Source organism: Plantactinospora solaniradicis (assembly GCF_042658085.1).
Taxonomy (GTDB): domain Bacteria; phylum Actinomycetota; class Actinomycetes; order Mycobacteriales; family Micromonosporaceae; genus Plantactinospora; species Plantactinospora solaniradicis.
In genome coordinates this window covers 853,208-876,881 of sequence record NZ_JBHSPR010000001.1, presented here as the reverse complement: position 1 = coordinate 876,881, position 23,674 = coordinate 853,208, and the positions used below count along the sequence as shown (strand labels likewise).

Below are 23,674 nucleotides of genomic sequence, written 5' to 3'. Positions count from 1 at the left end.
GAAGTGGCCGCCCCTTCGTTGTCTTAGATTCGGTTCCCGGTGACGGCGTGGAACGCGTGGTTCCGGCCGGTACGCGGCTTGACGTAGACGGTGTCGCCCATGTTCGGCATGTGCCGCCGGTCGGTACGCACGACGAACCGCTCGGAGGCACCGTCGATCGCGGCGTGGCCGTAGACGTTGGCGTCCGAGCCCAGGTCCTCGACCAGCTCGACGACCAGCGGCAGGCCGCCCTCGCTCTCCGAGACCAGGTCGCAGTCTTCCGGCCGGAAGCCCACGGTCACCTTGCCGGTGCCGCCCTCGGCCTGGGCAGCGGCGATCTGCTCCCGGGTCAGCGGGATGGCCAGGGTGTCGAACATCGCCCCGTTGTCGGTCAGCGCCACCGTCTTGATGTTCATCGCGGGGGAGCCCATGAAACCGGCGACGAAGACGTTGGCCGGAGCGTCGTACAGCGCACGGGGGGTGTCCACCTGCTGCAGCACGCCGTCCAGCATGACCGCCACCCGGTGGCCCATGGTCATGGCCTCGACCTGGTCGTGGGTCACGTAGACGGTGGTGACGCCGAGCTTGGCCTGCAGGGTCGCGATCTGGGTACGGGTCTGCACCCGGAGCTTGGCGTCCAGGTTGGACAGCGGCTCGTCCATCAGGAAGACCTGCGGCTCGCGGACGATGGCCCGGCCCATGGCGACCCGCTGACGCTGACCACCGGAGAGAGCCTTGGGCTTGCGGCTGAGGTAGTCCTCCAGCTGGAGCAGCGCGGCGGCTTCCTTGACCCGCCGGTCGATCTCCGACTTCGAGGTCTTGCGGAGCTTCAGCGCGAACGCCATGTTCTCGTAGACCGACATGTGCGGGTAGAGCGCGTAGTTCTGGAAGACCATCGCGATGTCGCGGGCCTTCGGCGGCAGGTGGGTGACGTCGCGGGTGTCGATGTAGATCGAGCCGTCGTCGACGTCTTCCAGCCCCGCGAGCATCCGCAGGCTGGTGGACTTGCCGCAGCCGGAGGGGCCGACCAGGACGAGGAACTCGCCGTCGCCGATCTCCAGGTCGAGGTGATCGACCGCTGGGCGCTCGGTACCCGGGTAGACCCGGGTGGCCTTCGAGTACGTGACCGTAGCCATGGTGAAGCGCTTCCTTCCACCGGCAGGAACGTGCCGGACGATCCGAGTGAAAGAACGACCGGTGCGCTACCGCACCGGTCCGTGGAGGGCGCCCGGGCGGCCGCAGGGCAGCATCGGGTTGTCATCCGCGTCACGCCACGGTAAACGGGTTTTTCTCACATGCCAAGGTGGGGACCCGTGGTTGGGACCTATCTGACGAACATTTCGGGCATCGAGGCATGATCCGCCGCCACTGGCTCCGGGGGCGGTCGACTGTCGGGTTTCGGAATCGGTGCCGGACGTGGTAGCAGGGTCCCGGTGGCTATGCTGACCACGAACAATCGCGCCCCTGTAGCTCAGTTGGCCAGAGCACTCGCCTTGTAAGCGAGATGTCGCCGGTTCGAGCCCGGCCGGGGGCTCCAAATACCCCCGCCGAGCTGAACGCGACGACCGACGGCGGGGCGCCGGTTACTCGGGTTCCGGCGTCTGCCTGTCGGCGACGCAGGCGGCGACCTGTTGCGGTCCCTCGGTCGTCGTCACGGTGAGGATGCGCAGGGTCGTACCGGTCGGGCAGATCGGGCCGGGTGGACCCGGTTCACCCGACGGACCCGGTTCGCCCGACGGACCCGGTTCACCCGACGGCCCGGGTTCGCCCGCAGGTCCCTCCGGTCCGGGTGCACCCTCCGGACCGGACGCACCGTCCGCTCCCGGCGCCCCCTCCGCGCCGGTAGGACCCGGCGGCCCGGGATCACCGTCCTGGCCGTCGCGACCGTTCAGACCGGGTACGCCAGGTGGCCCGGGTGGACCTTCCGGTCCGGCCGGACCGCGCTCGCCGCGCAGGCTGGCCGGATCGACCACGCAGTTGCCGCCGAGTTGGCGTACCTGCTGGCAGAGCTGTTCGGCGCCGGAGACGGCGGTGTCCGCGCGGCCCCGCTCGACCGCGGCCTGTTCGCCCAGGCTCGCCCAGCCCCAGCCGGCCCCGGCGGCGATCAGCGCGGTCGCCGCCACCACGATGATGAACCGGCGACGGATACGGCGGTCCATCCGCTGCCGGAACTGCACCGTCTCATCGCTCATGCCATACCGTCCGCTCGGTAGCGGGCCAGTTCGCGTTCGGCGAGGGCGAGGCGGTCCTCGGCGGCCCGCCGGGCGGTCCGGGCCTCGTCGACGGCCTGCTGTAGTCCTTCGGCCCGCTGCTCGGCGGCGTCCGTTCGGCGCGCGGCGTCGTCCGCGCGCTTCTCGGCCCGGTCGATCGCCTCCTGGTACTCCTTGCGATCGGCACGGTTGGCGTTGAGCAGGTACGCCACGACCGTGACGAGCAGGCTGCCGACCCCGACAGCGCCGAACCCGCCGGCGGGCAGGAAGTTTGCCAGTTCGCCCACACGTCAGCTCGCCGGAGTGACCAGTTTCGCCGCCAGCTCTGCCGCCCGATCACCGAACGCGGTCTTGAGGGCTGCGGCGACGCTGTCCATGTCCCGGGTGCCGAGCCCGGCCAGTACGCCGTCGACGATGGCCTTCTCGTCGGTGGGGTCCCGACCGGCGGCGTCGAGCAGGGTGGCCTGGTCGACGGTCAACTGCTGTACCCGGGCGAGCAGTTGCTGGATGCCGGTGTCGGCCATCACTTTGGTCTTCGTACGCGTTGCGATCTTGTCTATGGTCGCGTCGTCCACGTCTTCCTCCACAGGGTCTCCGAGCGCGATCGCCAGGATCCGCTCCATCAGGTGCTTGTTGGCGCAGTGTCGCCGGTCGAGGGTCAGGTGCCAGTGCCAGAGGTGGCTCGAATCGCTGCTCGCGGCCCGGTTGCGTACGTTGTCCCAGCCGTCGACGACCTTGTTTCCGTCGACGTTGCCGTAGAACTCGCGTACCTCTTCGAGTTGGCCGGCGCGCATGGCGGCGTAGATCCGCTTGCACTGGGCGATCATCTGGCTGGTCGATCCCGGCGTGAAGTCGACCCCGGCGAGGTGCCGCTGCTGGACCGCGGTAAGTCCGGACTGCACGGTGTACGTCCGGGACGTGGCGTACCGGGATTTGAGGATCCACTCCTGCGACCGGTGGGCGCCGCGCAGGTGGTTGCTGTCGCCCTTGTTGCCGAAGGCTCCGCGCGGGCGCTTGGTGCGGCGGCACAGTTCGTCGCCGAGCCAGTCGAGTTCCGGGGTCAGAATCTCGCGGCTCCACCATGATTCGGCCTGCAATTGAGCATGGGTCGGCATCGTTCCCCCCATAGTCGAAGAGGTTTATAAATCGGGCGATACAGACCCACTACCGATATTCGTCCGATTAATCTCCATCATGGAAGAATCGTCGGAAATCTGACAGTCGTCGGGCTGCGCCGGGAACTGATCGACGATCTGCTCGCCCGGAACAACCGACGGCCCGCCCGGCAGGTGGTCGGGTTTCGGCGGAGGCCACGACACGATCGCCCGGCCGCATACCATCGATGCCGATGCGGGCGGCCAGAGGAGCGCTGTGACCAGGTACGTCGTCGTGGGTGGCGGGATCCTTGGCCTGGCGGTGGCACACCGCCTCCGGACCGATCGGCCGGGCGACCAGGTGACGGTGCTGGAGAAGGAAGCGGTTTGGGCGGCCCACCAGACCGGACACAACTCGGGGGTGATCCACGCCGGGGTCTACTACCGGCCGGGCAGTCTCAAGGCGACCCTCTGCCGGGCCGGCAGCGCCTCGATGGCACGGTTCTGCGCCGAGCAGGGGCTGCCGTACGAGATCTGCGGGAAGCTGATCGTCGCGACCGAGGCCACCGAGCTGCCCCGCCTGCACGCGCTGCACGAACGGGCCGTCGCCAACGGGCTCCCGGTCTCCCTGATCGGCGCGATCGAGGCGGCCGAGTACGAGCCACACGTCTCGGCGGTGGCCGCCCTGCGGGTCGACTCGACGGGGATCGTCGACTTCGGCGCGGTATGTCGCCGGCTGGCCGAGTTGCTTGCCGAGGGCGGCGCCGAGCTGCGGCTCGATACCAGGGTCACCGGGATCCGGGCCCGGCCCGGCGGCGTACTGGTGAGCACGAGCGCGGGCGAGGTGACCGGGGACGTACTGGTCAACTGCGCCGGCCTGCACGCCGACCGGATCGCCCGGCTGGCCGGCGTCGACCCGCCGGCCCGGATCGTGCCGTTCCGTGGCGAGTACTACGAGCTGGTCCCCGGCCGGCGGGACCTCGTGCGCGGGCTGATCTATCCGGTGCCCGACCCGCAGTTTCCGTTCCTCGGCGTACACCTGACCCGGATGATCGACGGCAGCGTGCACGCCGGGCCGAACGCGGTGCTCGCCACCGCCCGCGAGGGCTACTCCTGGCGCCGCTTCGACCCGCGCGACGTCTGGGACCAGGCCAGCTACTCCGGTCTGTGGGCGTTGGCCCGCCGGCACTACCGGTACGGACTGACCGAGGTGACCCGGTCGCTGTCCCGGAAGCGGTTCGCGGCCAGCCTGGCCCGGCTCGTACCCGAGCTGACCGAGGCGGACATCGTGCCCGCCGGTGCCGGGGTACGCGCCCAGGCCGTACGCCCCGACGGCGGGCTGGTGGACGACTTCCTGCTCGTGGAGGCGGATCGGCAGGTGCACGTGCTGAACGCGCCGTCCCCGGCCGCCACCAGCTCGTTCGAGATCGCCCGGCACATCGTCGACCGGTTGCCCGCCGATCCCTCGACGCGTTGACCGGCCCGCCTCCGTCATCACATCAGGTGATACCGATCTCCGGCCTCCTGCGGACAAACTGGCGGGGTGGACCGGCCCGTACCCGCCGCAGCACTCCTGCTCGGAGTGGCGTTCGGCCTGTTCGCCGGCATCGGGTACGCGGTCGCCCGGCGGGCCTGGACCGACTACCGGAAGACGAAGGCCACGCTGCCCGGGATGCGTTCCACAGCCTGGGCGGTGACCCGGATCGCCACCAGCCGGGCCGGGATCGTGCTGCTGCTCTGTCTCGCCGCCGTCGGCTGGGCGGCGGCCGGCGGTGAGCGCTAGGGCGGATGCTGCCCCACCCACCGGAAGCCGACGGACGCTCCCCCGGATGCCGCCCGCCCGGTCGGCCGTGGACGGTTCATGACCGGCGCACGCCCGGTCCGCCCTGGTCGGCGCGTCGCCGGGCCAGCAGGCCGTACCGGGGGATCGACCAGACCGGCTCGGTGCCGGCACCCTCCCGGCGCAGGATGTGGTTCGCGGCGAGCAGTCCGGTCACCGCGGCCCGCTCCATCAACGCGCTGGGAACCTCGGTCCGGATCCCGTCGCCGGCCAGATATAGCCGGTCCGCGTCGGTGACCACGCCGGGACGGTCGGCATGGTCACCCGGCCTGAAGGCCGGGGCCCGCCGTTCGATCCGGGACCGCGATTCCCGCACCGGCAGGCCGGCGACCTCCGGCCAGAGACCGACCAGTTCGGCCCGCATCCGTTCGGCCAGCTCCGGCGCGGGCACACCCACCGGGCAGGCGTACGCGTGCAGTTCCAGCACCGAGCCGCCGGTGCGCTCCGCCCAGCGGCCCGCCTCCGCCTCCAGCCGGTGGTACAGCGTCACCGAGTCCAGCGTGGGCTGCCGGGACACCCCGCCGAACACGGCCCGGTCGGCGGCGACGTCCCCGCCCAGCCAGTACCGGGCCACCGCGTACGGCGGACCGGTGCCCAGCCCCGCCACCCGTCGGGCGAGTACGGGCGCCGTGGCGGCCAGTTCCGGCGAGCCCGCCAGCAGCCGGGTCAGGGCCGGCGGGTCCACGGCCAACACCAGGTAGCGGGCCCGGTGGCGCTGCCCCGAGCCGGTCTCCACGCACCAGCCGGCATCGTCGGCGCGGAGTGTCGTCACCTGGGTACCGGTGTGGATCCGCGACCCGAGCCGGCCGAGGTACCCGGCGAGGGGCCGCCAGACCGCCGAGTCGTAGTCCCGGTCGGGAGCGTCGAAGGCAAGGCCCTCCGGATTGCCCAGGAAGTAGAAGTGGAAGCTCGCCACCAGCTCGGCGGCGGACAGCTCGGCCTCGTGATTGAAGAACGAGTGCGAGAAGACCTCGAAGAGCATCGCCCGGGCCCGGTCCGGCAGGCGCAGCGCGTCGAGCAGCTCCTCGGCGGTCGTACCGTCGAGTTCGGCGTAACTGCGCACCGGGTGGTACGCCAGCAGGGGCAGCGCGGCCCGGCCGTCCATCCGGCGCAGGTCCCGCAGGCGCAGGCTCGGACTCCGGGCGACCAGGGCCAGCAGGCTCCACGGCGGCGCGGCCGGCAGCCGACCGAACTCCTCGGTCGGCCAGTCGGCGTGCAGCACCGGATAGCCGGCCACCGGTCGGAGGAGGCGGAGCGCCGGATCGATCCGGCGCAGGATCGACCGCCAGTTGTAGTACTGCCGGAAGAACGCGTGGAAGCCGTGGTCGACCGGCTGGGGCGTACCGTCGGCCAGCCGTTCGGGTCGGGTGCAGAGCCGGCCGCCGAGCCTCGACCGTCCTTCGAGCACCGTGACCCGTACGCCGCGCTCGGCGAGCACCACCGCCGCCGAGATGCCCGCGATCCCGCCGCCGACCACCAGCGCGTCGACGCCGTCCCGCACCCGCTCCCGGCCACCGCCGCCGGGCTCGGCCAGCTCCGGGCGTACGCCGGTCAGCCGGGACAACCAGCGGGAGGGCTCCATCCGGGCTACCCGTTCCCGACGGGCGGCGGTGGCAGGCATCCGGGTGGGCGGTCGGAGGCGGGCCAGACGTAGGGCACATCGGGAACGTCGCCAAAAATCGGGCCATAGTGGACCGGGTCCTTGCGCAGCAGCGAGGAGCGGTGACTGAGGTGCAGGTCCTCCCGGCCGAGCCAGGGCGGCAACTCGCCGGCCGCCGCCAACTCGTCCTGGCGGCGCACCTGTTCCAGCCCACAGCCGGCGCTGAGATCGGCGACCAGGGTGTCGGCGCAGGTGTCCGCCCGGCCGGTCGAGCACCACTGCACGCAGATGTCCAGCCCGTACCGGACCAGTGCCTCCTCGTACCCGGCCCACATCTTCACCGCCGGATGGTGCCGCCAGCCGTATCCGGGACGGATCAACCCGCGCAACACCTGGATCGCCTCCACGCGCTGCTTGCCCAGCCGCAGCTGGTCCAGACTCCGGGCGGTCCGTCCGAAGTCCGGGTACGGCAGGAAGGTCTGCATCAGCCCGCGCTACCCGGAATCGGTGCCGTCATGCCCACATTGTCCGGAAATTCGGTGGCTGCGTCAGGTGATCACACTGACTACCATCCGGACATGGCGGATCTGTGGCGGACCCGGGCCAGGCGCGCGTTCGAGACCCGGTTGCGGGACGGCCTGCGGACCAACGGCGACACCCGCCCGCACTACGTGGTCTGCGGCCAGGACGCGCTCGCCGTCCATCTCGTCGAGGAGCTGCTGGGCAACGATTCGCAGGGCAACGGCGTACGGGTCACCGTCATCGTGCCGAACCAGCGTCGGCAGGACGGGCCGGACATCCGGTCGATCCGGGGAGTCCGGTCGATCCGGGCGGACCGGCTCGACGAGGAGACGTTCCGGGCGGCGGGGCTGGTCGGGGCGAGTGGTCTGGCGCTGCTGCACCAGGACGACGTCGGCAACATCCACGCCGCGCTCTGCGCCCAGGAGGTCGAGCCGGACCTCCGGGTCGTGCTGCGGATGTTCAACATGAACCTCGGCAACGGGATCCGCCAACTCTTCCCGGACAGCGCGGTCCTCTCCGACGCGTCGATGGCCGCGCCGGCGTTCGTCGCGGCGGCGCTCGGCGAGGTCGCGCCGACGTACTTCCGGCACGGCGGCCGGACCCTGCACGTCGCCCCGCGCGCCGACGTCCGGCCGGAACACGTGGTCTGTGGCCTGGCCGACACCCGCGACCCGCACCATCCGCTGGTGCTGCCCGCCGACGAGTCCGGCGCCGACCTGGTGCTGGCGGAGGCGACCGGGCAGGTCGGACCCGAACTGGCCACCCGGCGGTGGCTGCTGCGGTCCCGCCGGGGGCCCCGCCGACGGCTGTCCGTGTTGTTCCGCGCGATGCGGTCGTTCGCCACCCGCAAGATCGGGATGGCCACCATCTCGGTGCTCGGGGTGGTCGTGGTGCTGGGCTTCCTGCTCTCCTTCGCCGAGCACACCAGCATCGGGAACGCGCTCTACCTGACCATGGTGACCACGATCGTCGGTGCCGACCCGGACGTCGAGAAGGGTGCGGCGGCGCAGGTACTCCAGGTGGTCCTCAACCTCGCCGGCCTCGCGCTGATTCCGCTGATCACCGCCGCGGTGGTGGACGGGATCGTGAAGGCCCGGCTGGCGCTCGACGCCGGCGCGCTGCCGAGCGAGCGCAACGGGCACGTGGTGGTGGTGGGTCTGGGCAACGTCGGCACCCGGGTGATGTGGCAGCTCAACGACCTCGGGGTCGAGGTGGTCGCGATCGACAAGGATCCGGAGGCCCGGGGCGCCGCCGTCGCCCGCCGGCTCAACGTTCCGCTGATCATCGGTGACGCCGCGCGGGAGGAGACGCTCGACGCCGCCTCGGTCGGTACCTGCCAGTCCCTGGTGGTGGTCTCCACCGACGACGTCAGCAACCTCCAGGCGGCCCTGCACGGCCGGGCGCTCCGCTCCGACCTGCGGGTGGTGCTGCGGCTGTTCGACGGGGACTTCGCCCAGCGGATCCAGAAGACCTTCAAGATCGGTGTCTCCCGCAGTGTCTCGTACCTCGCCGCTCCCTCGTTCTCGGCGGCCCTGCTGAACCGGGCGGTGATCGCGACCATCCCGATCGCCCGGCACGCGCTGCTGGTGGCGGAGGTGCCGATCATGGCCGGCGCGAACCTGGCCGGTCAGGAACTGCGGGTGGTGAGCCAGGCGGAGTGGGTTCGGGTCATCGCGGTGACCCGGGCCGGTCAGCCCCGTACCGAATGGACACTTCCGGCGGAGCAGCGGCTCCGGCCCGGGGACCGGTTGACCGTGGTGGTCCGTCGGGCCGGGCTGAACCGACTGCTCCGCGAGGCGAGTACGCCGCCGCCACCCGCGCCGTACGGCACCGAGGAGCCGGACCGGGCCGTCCGGCCGGGCGTACCCCGGCAGTCGAGCCGGGCGGCCCAGCGCGACCGCCCCGCCGAGCAGCAACTCCAGTCCGGTCGTGGCACCTCTCGCGGCTCACCCGCCCGCCCCACACGCCGCAGCTCGCAACCGATCCCACCCACTCGCCGCCCCGAGCCACCCCGCTAGGCACCCTGTTAAGAAGGGGCCCTTCTTCTACAGAAAACGATAAGAAGGGGCCCTTCCTTACAGTGCCGCGCCGAGTACGGCCTGCTCGTCGGGGCGGTGCACCAGCTCGTCGGCGAGGAAGGACTGTACGGCCGGAGCGAGCCCGACGTCCCTGCCGGCCCGTTCGGACAGTCGCCAGCGGTGCTCGATGACCTGCACGAACAGCTCGGCCGGTTCGAGTTTTCCGCGCAGGTGGGGTGGCACGGCGCGGACCACCGGCTCGAAGACCTCGGTCAGCCAGCGGTGTGCGGCCTGCTGCTCGTCGGTCAGGTCGCTCTCGGCCCGGTAGGTGTCCAGGTCGTTGAGCAGCCGCCGGGCCTGGTTCTCCTCGGCGTCCAGGCCGGTCAGCCGGAGCAGCCGGCGGGTGTGGTACCCGGCGTCCACCACCTTGGGCCGGACCAGGTAGCGACCACCGTCCACCAGCGACATCGCCACCTCGGCGACGTCGAAGCCGAGGTCGTTGAGTCGACGGATCCGGCCCTCGATGTCGTGCCGGGCCTCCCGCTCGATCTGCTGCTCGTAGGTGATCTCGTGCCACAGCCGTTCGTAGCGCCGGACGACCTCCTCGCAGACCAGCTCGGGGTCGATCGATTCGTGCAGCAGCCCGGCGGCCTGGAGGTCCAGCGCCTCGCCGAAGATGTTGACCCGGGCGATCTCCAGGTCCTCGTCCCGCTGCCCGTTGGAGAGTTGGCGGTGCAGTGCGCCGGTCTCGGCATCGACCAGGTACGCGGCGAACGCACCGGCGTCGCGCCGGAACAGCGTGTTGGACAGCGAGCAGTCGCCCCAGAAGAAGCCGGTCAGGTGCATCCGGACGATCAACGCGGCCAGCGCGTCGAGCAGCCGGTTCATCGTCTCGGGGCGCAGCGTGTGCGAGAAGAGCGCCCGGTAGGGGAGCGAGAACTGGAGGTGCCGGGTGACCAGCACCGGATCGAGCGGTTCACCGTCCGCGGCCTGCCGGTCGGCCACGATGGCGATCGCCTCCACCGAGGGGAAGTCGATCCGTTCCAGCGCGCGGAGCAGGTCGTACTCCCGCTCGGCCACCCGCTCGGCGGTCTCCTTGACCGCGTACACCGTGCCGGCCAGGCGGACGAATCGCACGATATGCCGCGAGATGCCCTGCGGCAGCGCGACCAGTTGATCGGCGGGCCACTGCTCCAGCGGGGTCGACCAGGGAAGGTCGAGCAACGCCGGGTCGACGAGGGCCGAGGTGATCCGCACGGGAACAAGCATGCCGGTCCGGGGCGCCGACCGCCGCCTCACGTGTGCGGACACACACCGCCCCGGCGACCCTGCGGACGGGCCGTGGGCCTCCGACCTGCGACGCCGGGGCGAGCGCCGGCCGCCGGCCTCCACCGGCCGCCGCCGGGCCGCCCGGTAGCGTGGTCGGATGCGGCAAACCACGACGGTACGGCGCTGGCCGCGACTGCGTCCCGTCCATCCGGCCGGCTGGTGGCTCGACGGGGTACTGCTGGCGGCGGTGGTCGGGTTGACAGCCGCGCTCGCCGCCGGCCAGTTGCTCGGGCTCGACCTGGCGGTCCGGGACTGGGTCGACGCGCACCGGCCGGATCCGGCGTACTGGGTGGCGCGGGTGTTCAACTCGCTCGGCCAGGGCGGCTGGTTCCTGATGCCGATCGCCTTCGGGCTGGGTGCGCTGGTCAGCCTGCGTACCCGATCCGTCCGGCCCCTGCTGGTGCCGGTCGGCGGGTTCGTGCTCACCTCGTTCACCATCGGGCCGATGAAGCTGTGGCTGGACCGGGGCTATCCGCACAACACCGAGCTGGCGCATCCGGAGGAGCTGTTCAGCGATCCGGCCGGCGGCACCGCGTACCCGTCCGGACACGTGGCCAACGCCATCGTCTGGTACGGGGTGATCGCGCTGCTCCTCGCCGCGCTGCTGCGTACGCTCGGCCGACCGGACGCCCCGGCCGGGGTGTACCTGGCGATCCGGGTCGTACCGCCCGCCATCGTCTTCTGCACCACCACCTACCTGGGCTGGCACTGGATCACCGACTCGATCGCCGGTCTGCTGCTCGGACTGTTCCTCGACCGGCTGCTCGCCCGGGTGCCGTGGGATGACGTACCACTGCCGGCCCTGGCCGGCGGGGTGCACCGGCACGGAGTGTTCACCAGCGACCTCTAGGGTCGGGCGGATGGAGACGTTGGAGCGCCGGCTGGGCGTACCCGATGCGGTCGTCATCGGCCTCGGGTCGATGCTCGGTGCTGGGGTCTTCGTGGTCTTCGGCCCGGCGACCGCCGCCGCCGGCAGCGGGTCGGGCCTGCTGGTCGCGCTCGCCGTCGCCGGCCTGGTCGCCTTCTGCAACGCCACCAGTTCGGCCCGGCTCGCCGCCCGGTATCCGGAGTCCGGCGGCACCTACGTCTACGGCCGGGAACGGCTCGGCCCGTTCGCCGGGTTCCTCGCCGGCTGGGGCTTCGTGGTCGGCAAGACGGCGAGCTGCGCGGCGATGGCGCTGACCATCGGGGCGTACCTGTGGCCCGGGTACGCCCGGCCGGTCGCGGTGGCCGCCGTGCTGGCGGTGACCGGGGTGAACCTGCGGGGTGTGCAGAAGACGGCCAGGGTCACCCGGTGGCTGGTGGCGGTGACGCTGGCCGTCCTGGTCCTGGTGGCGCTGGTGGGGCTCTTCGGTGGGGAGTTCCGGCCGGCGCGGCTCGGCGAGGCGGCCGGTGCCGTCCCGGGGGTCGGTGCCGCCCCGGGCGTCGGCGTGCTCACCGCCGCCGGGCTGCTCTTCTTCGCGTTCGCCGGATATGCCCGGATCGCCACCCTCGGCGAGGAGGTACGCGACCCCGAGCGCACCATCCCCCGGGCGGTACCGGTCGCGCTCGGGCTGGTGCTGGTGATCTATCTGGGGCTTGCCGTGGTCGCGCTCGCGGTGCTCGGGCCGGCCCGGCTGGCGGGCTCGGCCGCACCACTCGCCGAGGTGGTGGACGCCTCCGGGCTGACCGGGCTGGCCTGGCTGGTCCGGGCCGCGGCGACGGTGGCGGTGCTCGGGGTACTGCTGGCACTGGTCGCCGGGGTGGGTCGGACCACGCTGGCGATGGCCCGTCGCCGGGACCTGCCCGGCGGGCTGGCCGCCGTGCATCCGATCCATCGGGTGCCGCACCGGGCCGAGCTGGCCGTCGCCGGGGTGGTGGTGCTGGTGGTCGTCCTCGGTGACGTACGGGACGCGATCGGCTTCTCCAGTTGTACCGTGCTGGTCTACTACGCGATCACCAACGCCGCCGCGCTGACCCTCGCCCCCGACCCGGAGCGACGGCTGCCGGGCCGGGCGGTGGCCGGGCTCGGGCTGGCCGGCTGCCTGTTGCTCGCGGTCACCCTGCCGGTCGGCAGCGTGCTGGCCGGTTTCGGCGTACTCGCCGTCGGCGCGCTCGGCTACGCGGTCCGCCGGTTCGCCCGGCGCTCCGACGGCGCCAACGGGTCGCGGTGACGCCGCCGTCCGAGCGGCAGGACATACCCTGGTACGACGGCGGCGGTGCTACCACGGGTTGATGTAGATGCCTGGATCTCCTTCTACCGTCGACCGCATGAAGAAGGCTCTTCGCGTGGTCGGAATCCTGTTCGGGCTCTATCTGATCGTTCGGGCGGTCGCCGAGCCGTTCGTGATCGACATGACCGATCCCGCCACCTACCGGCAGGACTGGGGCGGCCCGAGCCTGGCCGGCGTACTGCTGGTCCATTGTGGTCCGGGCGTCGTCTCCGCGGTGCTGATCGGGCTGGCGTTGCGTTCGTGGCGGCGACGGCGGGCGGCAGCAGCCGGGCAGGCCGAGGGCGTGGCTGGGCCAACGGCCGGCCGGCGGTGACGCGCCCCGGGCCCGCCGCTCGCCCGGCTCGCCGCCCGCCCGGCTCGCCTGGCGCGACCGTCCGCCGCTACCGGGTGGTGGTGATCCCGCCGCCGCACGGTGCGCCGGGCTCGATCGCGGCCGTCACCCGGTAGGCCGTGATGAAGGCGCCGATCGCCTCGTCGTCGGCGTCGTCGAGAGTGAGCTGGTAGCCCCAGGCCTGGAGCGAGATCGGCGTGGACTGTCCCGGGTACGGGCTCAGCATCATGTGCGACAGCCCGCGTACCCGGGTGCTGAGCTTGCCCACATCGGCCGCGGGCAGGCCCGGCCGGTAGGTGATCCACACGGCGCCGTGTTCCAGGCTGTGTACGGCGTTGCCGTCCTCGATCGGCGCGGTGTAGACGTCGCCGTTGCAGTTCTGCCAGGCCGGGAAGTGCGGTCCGCCGGCCGGCGGAGTCATCGGGTAGCTGACCGGGGCGTCGACGTGGGTGGCCGAGAGCGCGTCCGGGTTCGTCTCGCGGTAGTTGACCACTGCGGACAGGTCGCCGTCACCTCCGCCGTTGCTCTGCCGGTACCAGATGAAGCCACCGATCCCGCAGACGAGGAGCAGGACCAGCGCGACGCCACCGGCCACGATCCCGATGATCAGCCCGGTACGCCGGGCCGGCTGCGCGGGTGGCACCGGCTGCCCGCCCTGGTACGGATAACCCGGCTGGCCGTAACCCGGCTGTCCATAGCCCGGAGCCGGGGCGGGCGGCTGGGCGTACCCGGGCTGGGGTGGGCCGTAGCCCTGCGGCGGTGCCGGCGGCGGTCCGTAGCCGGGCTGCGGAGGTGCCGGTGGCGCCGGATATCCAGGCTGCGTGGGCACGGGCGGTGGTGCGTATCCAGGCTGCGGGGGCAGCGGTCCCGGCGGCGAGCTGGGTTGCTGCGGCTGCGGCGGTTCCGGGTTGCCCATGTCTGCCTACGCCTCCGGGGTCGGGGAGCCCGATCCTATCGAGGACCGGAGGTCGAGTCGGAGGCGCGGACGGGGACGCGTCGGGGGTTCGTCGAACTCGCACGGTACGAATTGCGAGCAGTCCCCCGCGTTGTCCGGCTCGGAACTACACTGCGCCGGTACCCGGGACCGGTGGTCCGTCGACACCGCCGCCTTCGGCGTTCGTCCTCGACCGGTAGGGCTTCCCGAGAGACGGAAGGTCATCGAGGCAGATGCGTGCGCCGGAGCCGGCACCTCCCATCCCGACCCGACCGGCACGGCCCACCAATCCCGCCGATCCCTCCGTACCGCTGGCGGGTTTTGTTCCCCACCACGTCGCGGCGCCGGAGGCCTCGGCGCTGGCGCCGGTGGAACCCACCCCGGCCGGCCCGCACCGGCAGTGGATTCCCCGGCAGGTGCCGTCACCGAACGCCGAGGCGGTCCGCCAGGCCGGCCGAGCCATCGCCACCGGGGCGGCCCGGACGGCCCGTACGGCCGCCTACCGTGGCACCCGCCCCATCGTGAACTTCTTCGCCGGCATCGGCTGCTTCTGGCGTGGCCTGGCCCGCTTCCTCACGAGCCCGATGCTCTGGCTCTACGCGCTGGCACCGCTCGTCCTGCTGGCGCTGGCGATGTTCGGCATCATGCACGCGATGGAGGCCACCGCCGAGGTGCTGGTGCACTGGGTGACATCCTTCGCGGAGAACTGGCCACAGTGGATCCGCGGGACTCTCGACAGCGTTCTGATGTGGGGCGCCCGCCTCGCCGTACACGCCGCCCTGGGCTACCTCGTCCTGCCGCTGAGCATCGTGCTCGGTGCGCCGTGCTACGTCCTGCTCGCCCGCCGGCTCGAACGCAGGCTCGGCGGCACGGCGCCCGATCCCACGGCGACCGGCGCCACGGCGACCGGTGCCAGCGTGCGGAAGGCGCCGCCGCTGTGGCGGGCCTGCCTGGTGGCGGTCCGGCAGGCCGTGCTGGTCACGCTGGTGCTGCAACTCGGCTGGCTGCTGCTCGCGCCGCTGCTGCTGATCCCCGGCGTCAACCTGCTGGCGGCGTTCAGCGCGGTGGTGGTCTTCAACGGCTTCCTCGTCGGGCTGCTGCTGCTGTCGATTCCGTTGCAGCACCACGGCGTTTCGACGTTCCGGGGCCAGCTTCGGGTGGTCTGCCGGCACCGGGCCAGCGTGATCGGGTTCGGTGCCACCAGCGTCCTGGCGCTCAGCCTGCCGTTCACCCCGTTGCGGGCCCTCGTCGCCCCGATGGTCTTCACCGGTGCGGTGCTGTTGCACCACCGGATGCGCGGGGCCGACGAGCTACCGCGCCAGCCCGTGGCCGCCGGACCGACGCCACCCGCGCTACCGCCGGCCGGCACCGGGTTCCCATCCTGGTAGGCCCCCCAATCATGACGCGAAGCCTCGCGGTGACGGGATTCCGCCTCGACCACCGTTGCGGCGTCCCTGAGCAGAGGTGGCGGTGCTGGCGGCGTGCAGTACCTCGGGGGCGGCGGACTACGCGACCTCGGTCGCCGGGACCGCCCTCGCCCGGACCGAGTTGACGATGGTGATCAGCTCGTCCACCTCGTCCGATCCGAACAGCGTCTCAGGCCCATGTGGCGCAACCCCGGTGTACGGGGACTCGTAGAGACGCTCCGCTTTCATCACGCCGTTCGCGGTCAGGTCACCGATCATCAGGTTGACGAAGTCGAGTTGGGCGGCGTTCAGCGTACGGCCGGTGACGAACTCGCCGAACGCCTCCCGGGCCGCTTCCCGGTCGAGCCCGACCAGGCTACGGACGAAGACGCCGAGTCCTTCGGAGGCCCGCCGTGCCTGGTCCAGGTCCTGCTTGTCGCCGACGCCGCTCTCGGCGAGCATCCGCTCCAGCTCGGCCAGGTCGGTGCTGGTCAGTTGCCGGTTGCGCCGCAACTTCCGGAGGGCGACGTGGTCGGAGTGGGTACGCAGGTAGACCCGTACTCTCTCGCGGAACCGCTCTCGGTCGGTGCCGACGGTCACCCCGACGAACTCCAGCTCGGTGATGCTGTCGAGCTGGTCGGAAAAGTCGGTGTAGATAACGGCGCGCTTCGCCTTCGGCACCAGCCGGACGAGGTTGCGGATCCGTCGGCGGGCGAGTTCGAGCATCGGCAGCGTGACGTCCTGCCACCATTCGTCGGCGGCCACCTCGTCAAGCAGCCGCACCTCGGCGCGGATGGCGGGGATAGTGGTCTGCTCCAGCAGCGCTGACGCGATCTCTTGCACCTCGGCGCGGAGCTTGGCGAATTGCCGGCCGGATCCGATGATCACGTCCCGCTGGAGCCGCAGGATGATCAGGTCGAACCGCTTGGCCTCCTCGCCGTCGTCCTTGACCTCGCTCGGCAGGCCGGCCAGCTCGTGGGTGAGCCGGTCGGCCGCCTCCATGCTGAAAATCCGCCAGTTGGCGAAGTCGACGAAGTATTCGCAGTGGTCCCGGGCCGCCGAACAACTCGGCCTGATGACGGGCAGCCTGACCGAGACGGCCGGCGCGCTGGCGTCGTACACCGATCGGCTGACCGGCGCGACCAGCTAGAGCCTCTTTTGGTCGCCGTGGGACACGGCGGCCGGAAGCGGAAAAGGGCCCGGGGCGGGTGCAGGGCTCCGGTCGCCGGCTGTCCGGGCAGCCGACGGTCGACCCCGCCCGCCTCGGCGCCGCTACGTACGCCCAACCGGGGCCCCTGGTAGACGGTCCCTGCCCCTGGGCGGTGAACCCGAGCGCCGCGCCCCGAGGGGGACTCGGGACGCGGCAGTCTGGGTCGAGGTCAGGGCACGTCGGGCCGGGGCACGTATGTCCAGTTGGCACCGTCCGGCGAGAGCCAGAGGCTGACCTCGTTGTTGTTGGTCGGGATCGCGTAGCCGCCGCCCGGGACCGGATAGGCCCGGGCGCCGAGCGACGGGCCGACCCTGGTGAACGTCTGCGCCTGGTCGGTGCTCCGGAACGTGTCGGTCGCACTCTCGATGATCACTGCACCGTCGGCGGTCGGCAGCAGGGAGAGAAGCGGCCCGTCGAGGTCGACCAACGCCCCGGTCCGCCAGGTCGCCGCGCCGTCGGTGCTGACGTGCAGTTGCACGCTGTCGCCGCGCTCCTCGATCGCGTAGAGGGTTTCACCGTCGGCGGTCGTCAAGTGCATGCCGCCGGGACTGATACCGCCCCCCTCCCTCTTATAGAGCACCTCGGGAATCCGGTGCTTTTCCCAGGTCCGTCCGCCGTCCCGGCTGACCATCACGACGACCCAACTGTCGGGCTGGAAGCCCGTCGGCCGCGGGCTCGGTATGGGCGTGCGCTCGATGGCGGTTCTCCAGATGCCCGCGCTGGTCGGCACCCGCAACGGCGGGGCGGCATCCGGCCCCTTGCGAGTGCCCGTGAAGGTTCCGTCGGGATTGGGCCTCATGTCGTCCAGTTCGCTTGTGATGCGCGCGATGTTGCCGGTCGCCGGGTCGAAGGCCGCCAGGGCGTCCCACTCCTCGAGGAGCGGCCAGCCGACGGGCAGCGCGTCGACATCCCGTACCTTCGGCTGACGCCATGTGACCCCGCCGTCCGTGCTGGTCCAGTAGGTCGCGGGCGAATAGCGGGACTGCCGGTCCCGTGCGTCGCGTGCCACCAGGGCTTTGCCGTGCACCGCGACCATCGATCTGGACTTCGGATCGGTGGCCAGGCCGGCGGGCATCCTCAGCTTGCGCCAGGTACGTCCACGGTCGGCGCTGGCCGCGATCATGCGGGTGCAGTTGTCGCCCTCACAGTCCTGGTACTCCAGGTAGAGATGGTCGAGGTCACCGGCTTGCAACTCGGTCCACAGCCCGGTGAGCGGTACGTCGGGCTCCGTCACGTCGTAACTTCCGGGAGCGACCTCGGTGTAACTCGGCTGCGGGGCCGGCGTCCGCGACGAGCCGGACACCGGTGGGTGGGTCGCCCACGGGCTGGCGCTCGGCGTCGGCCCAGGTCCGCCAGCGCCGCTCAGAGCGAGGGTGGTGCCCCCACCGGCGGCGACGCCGACCGCGACGATGGCGGCACCGGCCGCGCGGGCGGCGCCGCGACGACGGCCGGCTCGTTGTACCACGTCGGCGAAGTGTGGTTTGAAGGCATGCCGCGCCTCGGCGGTGAAACTCTCGAAGTCGAAGACAGCGGGGTCGACGTCCGTGCGTTCGCGGTCAGGCATGGTTCTTCTCCCTTTCGGTGTCCTGAAGGTGCTCGGCGAGCGTCCGGCGCCCACGGACGAGCCGGGTCTTGACGCTCTCCACGCTGCAACCGAGGACGTTGGCTACCTCGATGACCGGGAGGTCTCCGATGTGGTGCAGTACGACGGTCTCCCGGATGGCGCGCGGCAACCGTTGCAGGGCGGCGACGAGCGCGACGTGGTCGGGTGAGATCGCCGGTACGGCGTCGACCGGCCGCAGCCGGCCCGAGCGGACGATCCGGTCGAACAGCATCCGGCGGCGGTGGCGGGACCGGGCGACGTTCATCGCCACCCGGCGCAGCCAGGCCTCCGGATTGTCCACCCCGCGCAGCCGGCTACGCCGGGCCAGCGCCTTGGCGAAAGCCTCCTGTACGGCATCCTGTGCCTCGGCGAAGTCGCCGGTTATTCCGTAAAGCTGGGCGACCAGCCGGCCGGCCGAGGCGGCGTATATCTCGCGCAGATCCAGGTCCCGGTTCAATGGCACTCCCCTGCCCGTGCTCGATGTCAATGGAACGACTCCGGGCGGCAGGGGCAGGTGACATCCGCACCGGAGATCACTTCAGGTGGCACCCGAACCGGGGAGCAGTCGGGCTCAGATCAGCAGTTGTGGTTGTCGCATCGGGGAGTAGTGGACTAACCTCCTAGCTAAGGAGGAGTCATGTCGAGCGACGCCGCCGCCCAGTTCAATATCCACGATGCCAAGACAAACCTCTCGCGCATCATCGACCGGGTCGAACACGGCGAGGAGATCATCATCAGCCGTGCGGGGACCCCGGTCGCAAAGGTCGTTCCGCTGATCAAGCGGGTGAATCGTGCCGGCCGTGGCTCGCTGCGCGGTCGCCTCGTAGTGGCGGAGGACTGGGACGCACCCGAGGTGAACGAGGCCATCGCTGATGAATTCGGGATGACCGGGTGAGCCTGCTCCTGGATACCCATGTCGTGATCTGGTGGCTGGCTGACGACCCCACCCTCTCCGATGAACTCAAGGAGCGACTGGACCACGAGCCGGACGTGCATGTGAGTGCCGCCAGCGTCTGGGAGGCTGCCATCAAGCAGTCGATCGGCAAGCTCAAGGAACCGGCCGACCTACCGGAACGGATCAGGGACAGCGGCTTCCGGGAGTTGCCTGTCAGCTCCGATCACGCGATCGTCGCCGGCCGGCTGCCGCCGATACATCGCGATCCCTTCGACCGCATCCTGGTGGCCCAGGCGCGATGCGAAAACCTGACCCTCGTCAGCCGCGACCCCGAGGTGCGGAAGTACGACGTTCCCATCCTCGTGGCCTGACCGGCACCGCTGCCCTGGAGCCATCGGGCGGCCGCCTCGTGGTCGTCCCTCCGTCCGTCCGCTTACTCGATCCACTCTCCGGCGCGCATCACCCGGGTCACGTTCAGGTCGTCGTCGAGCACCACCAGGTCGGCCCGCCAGCCGGGCATCAGGGCGCCGACCCGGCCCCCGAGCCCGATCGCCCGGGCCGGTGTGCCGGCGGCCATCCGGCAGGCGTCCACCATCGGGATGCCCGCCGCCACCGCCTGGCGCAGCGCGGCGTCCATCGTGAGGGTGCTGCCGGCGATCGCGCCCGGCGAGGAGTCCGAAGTGGCCAGTCGGACGGTGCCGTCGGCGACCACTACCGGCTGTCCGCCCAACTCGTACTTGCCGTCCGGCATTCCGGCCGCGGCCATCGCGTCGGTGATCAGCACGGCCCGGTCAGCACCGGCCACCCCCGCCGCGAAGGCGAGCGTTCCCTGGTGCAGGTGTATCCCGTCGGCGACCAGCTCACAGAACACATTGGGCGATCCGAGCAGGGCGAACACCGGGCCGGGTTCACGGTGGTGCGGCCCGCGCATGCCGTTGAACAGGTGGGTGGCCACGGTCGCGCCGGCAATCACCCCGGCGGTGGCCTCCTCGTACGTGGCGTCGGTGTGGCCGAGCGCCGCCACCACCCGCCGGGAGACGAGGAGTTCGATCGCGGCCAGCGCGCCCGGCAACTCCGGGGCGAGGGTGACCATCCGGATGGTGCCGTCGCCGAGCGCGAGCAGTTCGGACAGTTCCTCGAGCGACGGGTCGCGGAGGAACTCCGGATTCTGCGCCCCGCAGCGCACCGCCGACAGGTACGGCCCCTCGTAGTGGACGCCGGCCAGCACGCCCTCCTTGACCAGCGGGGCGTACGCCGACGTGGCGTCCCGGATCAGCTCGTACGGCGAACTGACCAGGCTGGCCAGCAGGCTGGTGGTGCCGTGTGCGAGGTGGAACGCGGCGGCGCCCCGGGCCGCGTCGGCGTCGCCGGTGGTGAAGGTGTGCCCGCCGCCGCCGTGGGTGTGGATGTCCACGAAGCCGGGGACGATCCAGTGTCCGTCCCGGATCGACGGGTACTCGGCGACGGCGGAGATCCGGTCGCCGTCGAGTTCCACGCAACCCTGCCGGATGACCCCGGTCGGAGTTACCACCTTGCCAACAACCCGAACGGTCACGTCTTCTCCAGGGTGTCGAGGGCGAGCAGGGCGGCGCCGAGGCAGCCGGCCTCGTCGCCGAGCGCCGCGCGCAGCAGTCTGGGTTCGGTCTGGAAGGTCAGTCGCTGCCGTAGCGCGACCCCGAGCGGGTCGAGCAGGTCGGCACCGGCCTCGGCCAGTCCGCCGCCGAGCACGACGACCTCGGTGTCGTACAGCGCCTGGGCGATGGCCAGCCCGTCGGCCAGGGCCTCGATCGTCTCCCGCCACACCCGGCCGGCGGTCGCCTCGCCGGCGGTCGCCCGGGTGACCACCTCGGCGGCGGTCGCGGGGATCCCGCTCAGCGCGGTGTAGCGCCGTCCGACGGCGGCGGCCGAGGCCACCGCTTCCAGGCAGCCGAGCCGGCCGCAGCCGCAGTGCGGCCCCTCCGGGCGTACGACGACATGGCCCAGTTCGCCGGCGGCGCCGTGCGCGCCCGCGAAGGCCGACCCGTCGATCACCTGCGCGGCGGCGATGCCGGTGCCGATCGCGACGAAGAGCACGTGCCGGGTACCCCGTCCGGCGCCGAGCCGGGCCTCCGCGATCCCGCCGGCCCGTACGTCGTGGCCGAGTGCCGCCGGCAGGCCGAGCCGCGCCTTGACCAGTTCCCGCAGGGGTACGTCCCGGAAGCCCAGGTTCGCCGACCAGACGGCGCTGCCGGTGGCCTCGTCGACCACTCCGGGAACGGCCAGGCCGACCGCGACCGGGGTCAGCCCGCCGGCTCGGGCCTTCCCGGTGAGTCCCTCGGCGACGTCGAGGATGCTCTCGACCACGGCTGCGGGACCGCGCTCGGCCCGGGTGTGGTGCCGCTCGGTGAGTTCGGTCGTGCCGTCCGGCCGGACCAGGGCGCACTTCATCCCGGTTCCGCCGACGTCGAGCGCGACGACCACCTCGCCGGTCCGGTCACCGCCCCCGGTGACCGGGAAGGTGGTATCGCTGACCGGTGGGACGGCGTCGGTCACGCCAGCACCACGGACCGGCTCAGGTGCCGGGGCGCGTCCGGGTCCAGCCCGCGCCCGGTGGCGAGGGCCACCGCGAAGCGCTGGGCCAGGATCAGGTCGGCCATCGGGTCCAGTGGCGGCCGGCCGGTGGCCCAGCCGCCGATCACCGCGTGTACGCCGTTGGTCCGGCTGTGCACGAACGCCGCCCCGGTCGCCGCGATGTCCTCGGCCAGCCCGTCCGGGATCTCGCCGAACGCCCAGACCACCCGGCCCGGCGCGGCGATCGAGATCGGCCCGTGCCGGTAGTCCATCGCCGGGTACGCCTCGGCCCAGGCGGTGGCCGCCTCGCGGCACTTGAGGGCGGCCTCGTAGGCGATGCCGACGGTCCAGCCCCGGCCGAGGAAGGTGATCTGTTCGACCCGGGCCGGGTCGAACGGCAGCGGGGCGCGTACCGCGACCTCCGCGTCGGCGGCCAGGGCGCTGATGTCGGTGCCGAGGTGGGCCCGGAGCAGCGCGAGGGCGCTGGTCGCGAAGCGGGTCTGCACCACGGAGCGTTCGTCGGCGAACGGCATCGCCACGGTGTCCCCGGCGAGGGCCACGGCGGGGGAGCCGGGATCGCCGACGATCACGGTGCTGGGCCGCCGTCCGGGCAGGGCACCGAGTACGTCGAGGACCTCGGTGGTGGTGCCGGACCGGGTGATCGCCACCACCCGGTCGTAGGGGCGGTCGAGCGGAAACTCGGAGGCCTGGAAGGCGTCGGTCTCGCCCTGACCGGCGCGCTCGCGCAGTGCGGCGTACGCCATCGCTATGAACCAGGAGGTGCCGCAGCCGATCACCGCGACCCGCTCGCCGGGCCGGGGTAGGACGGCGGTGGATCCGGCGGCCAGTGCGGCGGCCTGCCGCCAGCATTCGGGCTGACTGCTGATCTCCGCGTCGACGTGGCCCATCGCAGCTCCTCGCGGGCGAGATTCCCGCACCGGCAGGGCACCGCTGGGGCGCGGTACGGCCTGCGCAATACGGCTCAATTTAACGGTCTTTCGCGCGCCATTCTGCGCGAAAACCCGCGCTTGTGGCAACCGCGTGCAGCTTCGCGCAGAGCAGAGTTTTGCGGCCGGGCGTTTCGCGCACTATTGTGCACGCAATTCGTCACCGTACGCACCTGGAGGGTTCGCGGTGGACCGGTACGCGAGATGGAACGCCCTGCTCGAACTGCTGACCGACTCGGGCCGGGTCAGCGTGGAGGACGCGGCGGCCCGCCTGGACGTCTCGCAGGCGACCATCCGGCGTGACTTCGACCAACTCGCCCAGCAGCAGATGATCACGCGTACCCGGGGCGGGGCGGTGGCCAACGGCGTCTCGTACGACCTGCCGCTGCGCTACAAGACGGCCAAGCACTCGGCCGAGAAGCAGCGGATCGGCACCGCCGCCGCCGCGCTGGTCTCCCCGGGCATGGTGGTCGGACTCAACGGCGGCACCACCACCACCGAGGTGGCGCGGGCGCTGGCCGTCCGGCCGGACCTGAACAGCAGCGCCGACGGCGCCCAGTTGACCGTGGTGACGAACGCGCTGAACATCGCCAACGAGTTGCTGGTCCGGTCCCGGATGAAGATCGTGGTGGCCGGCGGGGTGGTCCGGCCACAGTCGTTCGAACTGGTCGGCCCGCTCGGCGGGGCCCTGCTCCGCGAGGTCACCCTCGACGTGGCGCTGCTCGGGGTGGACGCCATCGACGTACAGCTCGGCGCGGCGGCGCACCACGAGGGCGAGGCGTCGATGAACAACCTGATGGTCGCCCGCGCGAAGCGGGTCGTCATCATCGCCGACTCGTCCAAGCTCGGCGGGCACGCCTTCGCCCGGATCTGCCCGATCGAACGGATCGAAACCCTGGTCACCGACTCCGGCGCCGACCCGGCCACCGTGCAGTCGTTCCGGGACGCCGGCGTCACCGTCGTCTGCGCCTGAGATGTAAGGAAGGGCCCCTT

The 23,674-nt window shown here is 71.7% G+C and carries 25 protein-coding genes and 1 tRNA gene; 12 read left to right on the top strand and 14 right to left on the bottom strand.

Annotated elements, in window-relative coordinates:
- Positions 1-23 precede the first annotated feature (23 nt).
- On the bottom strand, positions 24-1,115 hold the full coding sequence (locus ACFP2T_RS04065) for an ABC transporter ATP-binding protein (RefSeq protein ID WP_377417353.1): 1,092 nt from the start codon (positions 1,113-1,115) through the stop codon (positions 24-26).
- A gap of 324 nt (positions 1,116-1,439) precedes the next feature.
- On the opposite strand from ACFP2T_RS04065, the gene ACFP2T_RS04060 reads away from it, so the two are divergent.
- A tRNA-Thr gene (locus ACFP2T_RS04060) sits at positions 1,440-1,516 on the top strand.
- 46 nt (positions 1,517-1,562) lie between these two features.
- Here the strand turns inward: ACFP2T_RS04060 and ACFP2T_RS04055 are convergent.
- The 3 genes from ACFP2T_RS04055 to ACFP2T_RS04045 are packed head-to-tail and all read right to left on the bottom strand — an operon-like array spanning position 1,563 to position 3,304.
- Positions 1,563-2,171 carry a hypothetical protein gene (locus ACFP2T_RS04055; RefSeq protein WP_377417351.1) on the bottom strand — a complete coding sequence of 203 codons (609 nt, stop codon included), beginning with the start codon at positions 2,169-2,171 and terminating at the stop codon, positions 1,563-1,565.
- Positions 2,168-2,476 (bottom strand): hypothetical protein, encoded by a 309-nt coding sequence (locus ACFP2T_RS04050; protein ID WP_377417349.1) that lies wholly within the window; start codon positions 2,474-2,476, stop codon positions 2,168-2,170. The genes ACFP2T_RS04055 and ACFP2T_RS04050 overlap by 4 nt, the downstream gene beginning before the upstream one ends.
- A gap of 3 nt (positions 2,477-2,479) precedes the next feature.
- A complete protein-coding gene (locus ACFP2T_RS04045) occupies positions 2,480-3,304 on the bottom strand; it encodes a hypothetical protein (RefSeq protein WP_377417347.1) in 825 nt (274 codons plus the stop codon).
- Between the two features lie 256 nt (positions 3,305-3,560).
- Between ACFP2T_RS04045 and lhgO the strand changes: the two genes are divergently transcribed.
- Positions 3,561-4,760 (top strand): L-2-hydroxyglutarate oxidase, encoded by a 1,200-nt coding sequence (lhgO, locus tag ACFP2T_RS04040; RefSeq protein ID WP_377417345.1) that lies wholly within the window; start codon positions 3,561-3,563, stop codon positions 4,758-4,760.
- Between the two features lie 66 nt (positions 4,761-4,826).
- A complete protein-coding gene (locus ACFP2T_RS04035) occupies positions 4,827-5,066 on the top strand; it encodes a hypothetical protein (protein ID WP_377417343.1) in 240 nt (79 codons plus the stop codon).
- A 76-nt stretch (positions 5,067-5,142) separates the two neighbouring features.
- Here ACFP2T_RS04035 and ACFP2T_RS04030 read toward each other — a convergent pair whose 3' ends face one another.
- Together ACFP2T_RS04030 and ACFP2T_RS04025 are read right to left on the bottom strand one after the other, a co-directional pair.
- Complete coding sequence (locus ACFP2T_RS04030; protein ID WP_377417341.1) at positions 5,143-6,705, bottom strand: FAD-dependent oxidoreductase; 1,563 nt, start codon at positions 6,703-6,705, stop codon at positions 5,143-5,145.
- Between the two features lie 5 nt (positions 6,706-6,710).
- Positions 6,711-7,208 (bottom strand): MSMEG_6728 family protein, encoded by a 498-nt coding sequence (locus ACFP2T_RS04025; protein WP_377417339.1) that lies wholly within the window; start codon positions 7,206-7,208, stop codon positions 6,711-6,713.
- A 93-nt stretch (positions 7,209-7,301) separates the two neighbouring features.
- On the opposite strand from ACFP2T_RS04025, the gene ACFP2T_RS04020 reads away from it, so the two are divergent.
- The gene (locus ACFP2T_RS04020) at positions 7,302-9,263 is read left to right on the top strand and encodes an NAD-binding protein (RefSeq protein WP_377417337.1); all 1,962 of its coding nucleotides are present in this window, start codon (positions 7,302-7,304) and stop codon (positions 9,261-9,263) included.
- 57 nt (positions 9,264-9,320) lie between these two features.
- On the opposite strand, the gene ACFP2T_RS04015 is transcribed toward ACFP2T_RS04020, so the two are convergent.
- Entirely contained in the window at positions 9,321-10,574 is a 1,254-nt protein-coding gene (locus ACFP2T_RS04015; protein ID WP_377417335.1) for a DUF4032 domain-containing protein, read from the bottom strand.
- 115 nt (positions 10,575-10,689) lie between these two features.
- Between ACFP2T_RS04015 and ACFP2T_RS04010 the strand changes: the two genes are divergently transcribed.
- The 3 genes from ACFP2T_RS04010 to ACFP2T_RS04000 all read left to right on the top strand — a co-directional run bounded on the left by ACFP2T_RS04010 (position 10,690) and on the right by ACFP2T_RS04000 (position 13,118).
- Entirely contained in the window at positions 10,690-11,442 is a 753-nt protein-coding gene (locus ACFP2T_RS04010) for a phosphatase PAP2 family protein (protein WP_377417333.1), read from the top strand.
- A 10-nt stretch (positions 11,443-11,452) separates the two neighbouring features.
- Entirely contained in the window at positions 11,453-12,745 is a 1,293-nt protein-coding gene (locus ACFP2T_RS04005) for an APC family permease (RefSeq protein ID WP_377417331.1), read from the top strand.
- Positions 12,746-12,842: 97 nt separating this feature from the next.
- The gene (locus ACFP2T_RS04000; protein WP_377417328.1) at positions 12,843-13,118 is read left to right on the top strand and encodes a hypothetical protein; all 276 of its coding nucleotides are present in this window, start codon (positions 12,843-12,845) and stop codon (positions 13,116-13,118) included.
- A 67-nt stretch (positions 13,119-13,185) separates the two neighbouring features.
- On the opposite strand, the gene ACFP2T_RS03995 is transcribed toward ACFP2T_RS04000, so the two are convergent.
- Positions 13,186-13,965, bottom strand: a complete 780-nt coding sequence (locus tag ACFP2T_RS03995; RefSeq protein WP_377417326.1) for a DUF3105 domain-containing protein — start codon at positions 13,963-13,965, stop codon at positions 13,186-13,188.
- Positions 13,966-14,303: 338 nt separating this feature from the next.
- On the opposite strand from ACFP2T_RS03995, the gene ACFP2T_RS03990 reads away from it, so the two are divergent.
- A complete protein-coding gene (locus ACFP2T_RS03990) occupies positions 14,304-15,458 on the top strand; it encodes an EI24 domain-containing protein (RefSeq protein WP_377417324.1) in 1,155 nt (384 codons plus the stop codon).
- A gap of 117 nt (positions 15,459-15,575) precedes the next feature.
- Here ACFP2T_RS03990 and ACFP2T_RS03985 read toward each other — a convergent pair whose 3' ends face one another.
- The gene (locus tag ACFP2T_RS03985) at positions 15,576-16,478 is read right to left on the bottom strand and encodes a type I restriction-modification enzyme R subunit C-terminal domain-containing protein (RefSeq protein WP_377417322.1); all 903 of its coding nucleotides are present in this window, start codon (positions 16,476-16,478) and stop codon (positions 15,576-15,578) included.
- 16 nt (positions 16,479-16,494) lie between these two features.
- Here ACFP2T_RS03985 and ACFP2T_RS03980 point away from each other — a divergent pair, with 16 nt between their 5' ends.
- The gene (locus ACFP2T_RS03980; protein ID WP_377417320.1) at positions 16,495-16,626 is read left to right on the top strand and encodes a hypothetical protein; all 132 of its coding nucleotides are present in this window, start codon (positions 16,495-16,497) and stop codon (positions 16,624-16,626) included.
- A 229-nt stretch (positions 16,627-16,855) separates the two neighbouring features.
- Here ACFP2T_RS03980 and ACFP2T_RS03975 read toward each other — a convergent pair whose 3' ends face one another.
- Positions 16,856-18,250, bottom strand: coding sequence for a sialidase family protein (locus ACFP2T_RS03975; protein ID WP_377417318.1), 1,395 nt, complete (start codon positions 18,248-18,250; stop codon positions 16,856-16,858).
- Positions 18,243-18,752 carry a SigE family RNA polymerase sigma factor gene (locus tag ACFP2T_RS03970; RefSeq protein WP_377417899.1) on the bottom strand — a complete coding sequence of 170 codons (510 nt, stop codon included), beginning with the start codon at positions 18,750-18,752 and terminating at the stop codon, positions 18,243-18,245. Before ACFP2T_RS03970 ends, ACFP2T_RS03975 begins: the two co-directional genes overlap by 8 nt.
- 174 nt (positions 18,753-18,926) lie before the next feature.
- On the opposite strand from ACFP2T_RS03970, the gene ACFP2T_RS03965 reads away from it, so the two are divergent.
- Both ACFP2T_RS03965 and ACFP2T_RS03960 read left to right on the top strand, forming a co-directional pair.
- Positions 18,927-19,184, top strand: coding sequence for a type II toxin-antitoxin system Phd/YefM family antitoxin (locus ACFP2T_RS03965; protein WP_377417316.1), 258 nt, complete (start codon positions 18,927-18,929; stop codon positions 19,182-19,184).
- On the top strand, positions 19,181-19,555 hold the full coding sequence (locus tag ACFP2T_RS03960) for a type II toxin-antitoxin system VapC family toxin (protein WP_377417314.1): 375 nt from the start codon (positions 19,181-19,183) through the stop codon (positions 19,553-19,555). The genes ACFP2T_RS03965 and ACFP2T_RS03960 overlap by 4 nt, the downstream gene beginning before the upstream one ends.
- 62 nt (positions 19,556-19,617) lie before the next feature.
- On the opposite strand, the gene nagA is transcribed toward ACFP2T_RS03960, so the two are convergent.
- The 3 genes from nagA to ACFP2T_RS03945 form a co-directional block, all read right to left on the bottom strand.
- Positions 19,618-20,739 (bottom strand): N-acetylglucosamine-6-phosphate deacetylase, encoded by a 1,122-nt coding sequence (gene nagA, locus ACFP2T_RS03955; RefSeq protein ID WP_377417312.1) that lies wholly within the window; start codon positions 20,737-20,739, stop codon positions 19,618-19,620.
- On the bottom strand, positions 20,736-21,644 hold the full coding sequence (locus ACFP2T_RS03950) for an ROK family protein (protein WP_377417897.1): 909 nt from the start codon (positions 21,642-21,644) through the stop codon (positions 20,736-20,738). The genes nagA and ACFP2T_RS03950 overlap by 4 nt, the downstream gene beginning before the upstream one ends.
- Positions 21,645-21,712: 68 nt before the next feature.
- Positions 21,713-22,642, bottom strand: coding sequence for an SIS domain-containing protein (locus ACFP2T_RS03945; protein ID WP_377417310.1), 930 nt, complete (start codon positions 22,640-22,642; stop codon positions 21,713-21,715).
- A gap of 226 nt (positions 22,643-22,868) precedes the next feature.
- On the opposite strand from ACFP2T_RS03945, the gene ACFP2T_RS03940 reads away from it, so the two are divergent.
- On the top strand, positions 22,869-23,654 hold the full coding sequence (locus tag ACFP2T_RS03940; RefSeq protein ID WP_377417308.1) for a DeoR/GlpR family DNA-binding transcription regulator: 786 nt from the start codon (positions 22,869-22,871) through the stop codon (positions 23,652-23,654).
- The last annotated feature ends 20 nt before the right edge of the window (positions 23,655-23,674 follow it).